Here is a 381-nt window from a genome sequence, read left to right on the forward strand (position 1 = left end):
GAGCTGATGGCTCACCAGCACTTGGGTCTCGCCGACATCCAGCGCCTCGCCGGGGTGGGCGAACTCTTCGACACGCTCACGGTGTTCGAGAACTACCCGGCCGATCCGAAGGCGGCGGCAGATGTCGCCGGTCTGCGGATCGCGGGGGTGCCCGGAAAGGACGCCACCCACTACCCGCTCAGCATCGCCGCCATGAAGAACGGCGACACGCTCGCTCTGCACATGGGGTACGACCCCGGGGTCTTCGGGCCGCGGGACGTCGAGCTCCTGGGTGCACAGATGCTGCGGGTGTTCGAGGCGGTGTTGGTTGGTCCGTCGGTGTCGGTGGGGCGTGTTGACGTCCTGTCGGCGGGTGAGCGTCAGCGGGTGGTGGAGGAGTGG

1 protein-coding gene is annotated in these 381 nt (G+C 68.2%); it reads left to right on the top strand.

The window, feature by feature from the left end:
* Nucleotides 1-381: condensation domain-containing protein (locus tag ADK60_RS26095; RefSeq protein ID WP_159400587.1), on the top strand; the 381-nt coding region annotated here is incomplete at both ends.

Origin of the sequence: Streptomyces sp. XY431 (genome assembly GCF_001279805.1) — a bacterium.
Taxonomy (GTDB): Bacteria; Actinomycetota; Actinomycetes; order Streptomycetales; family Streptomycetaceae; genus Kitasatospora; species Kitasatospora purpeofusca.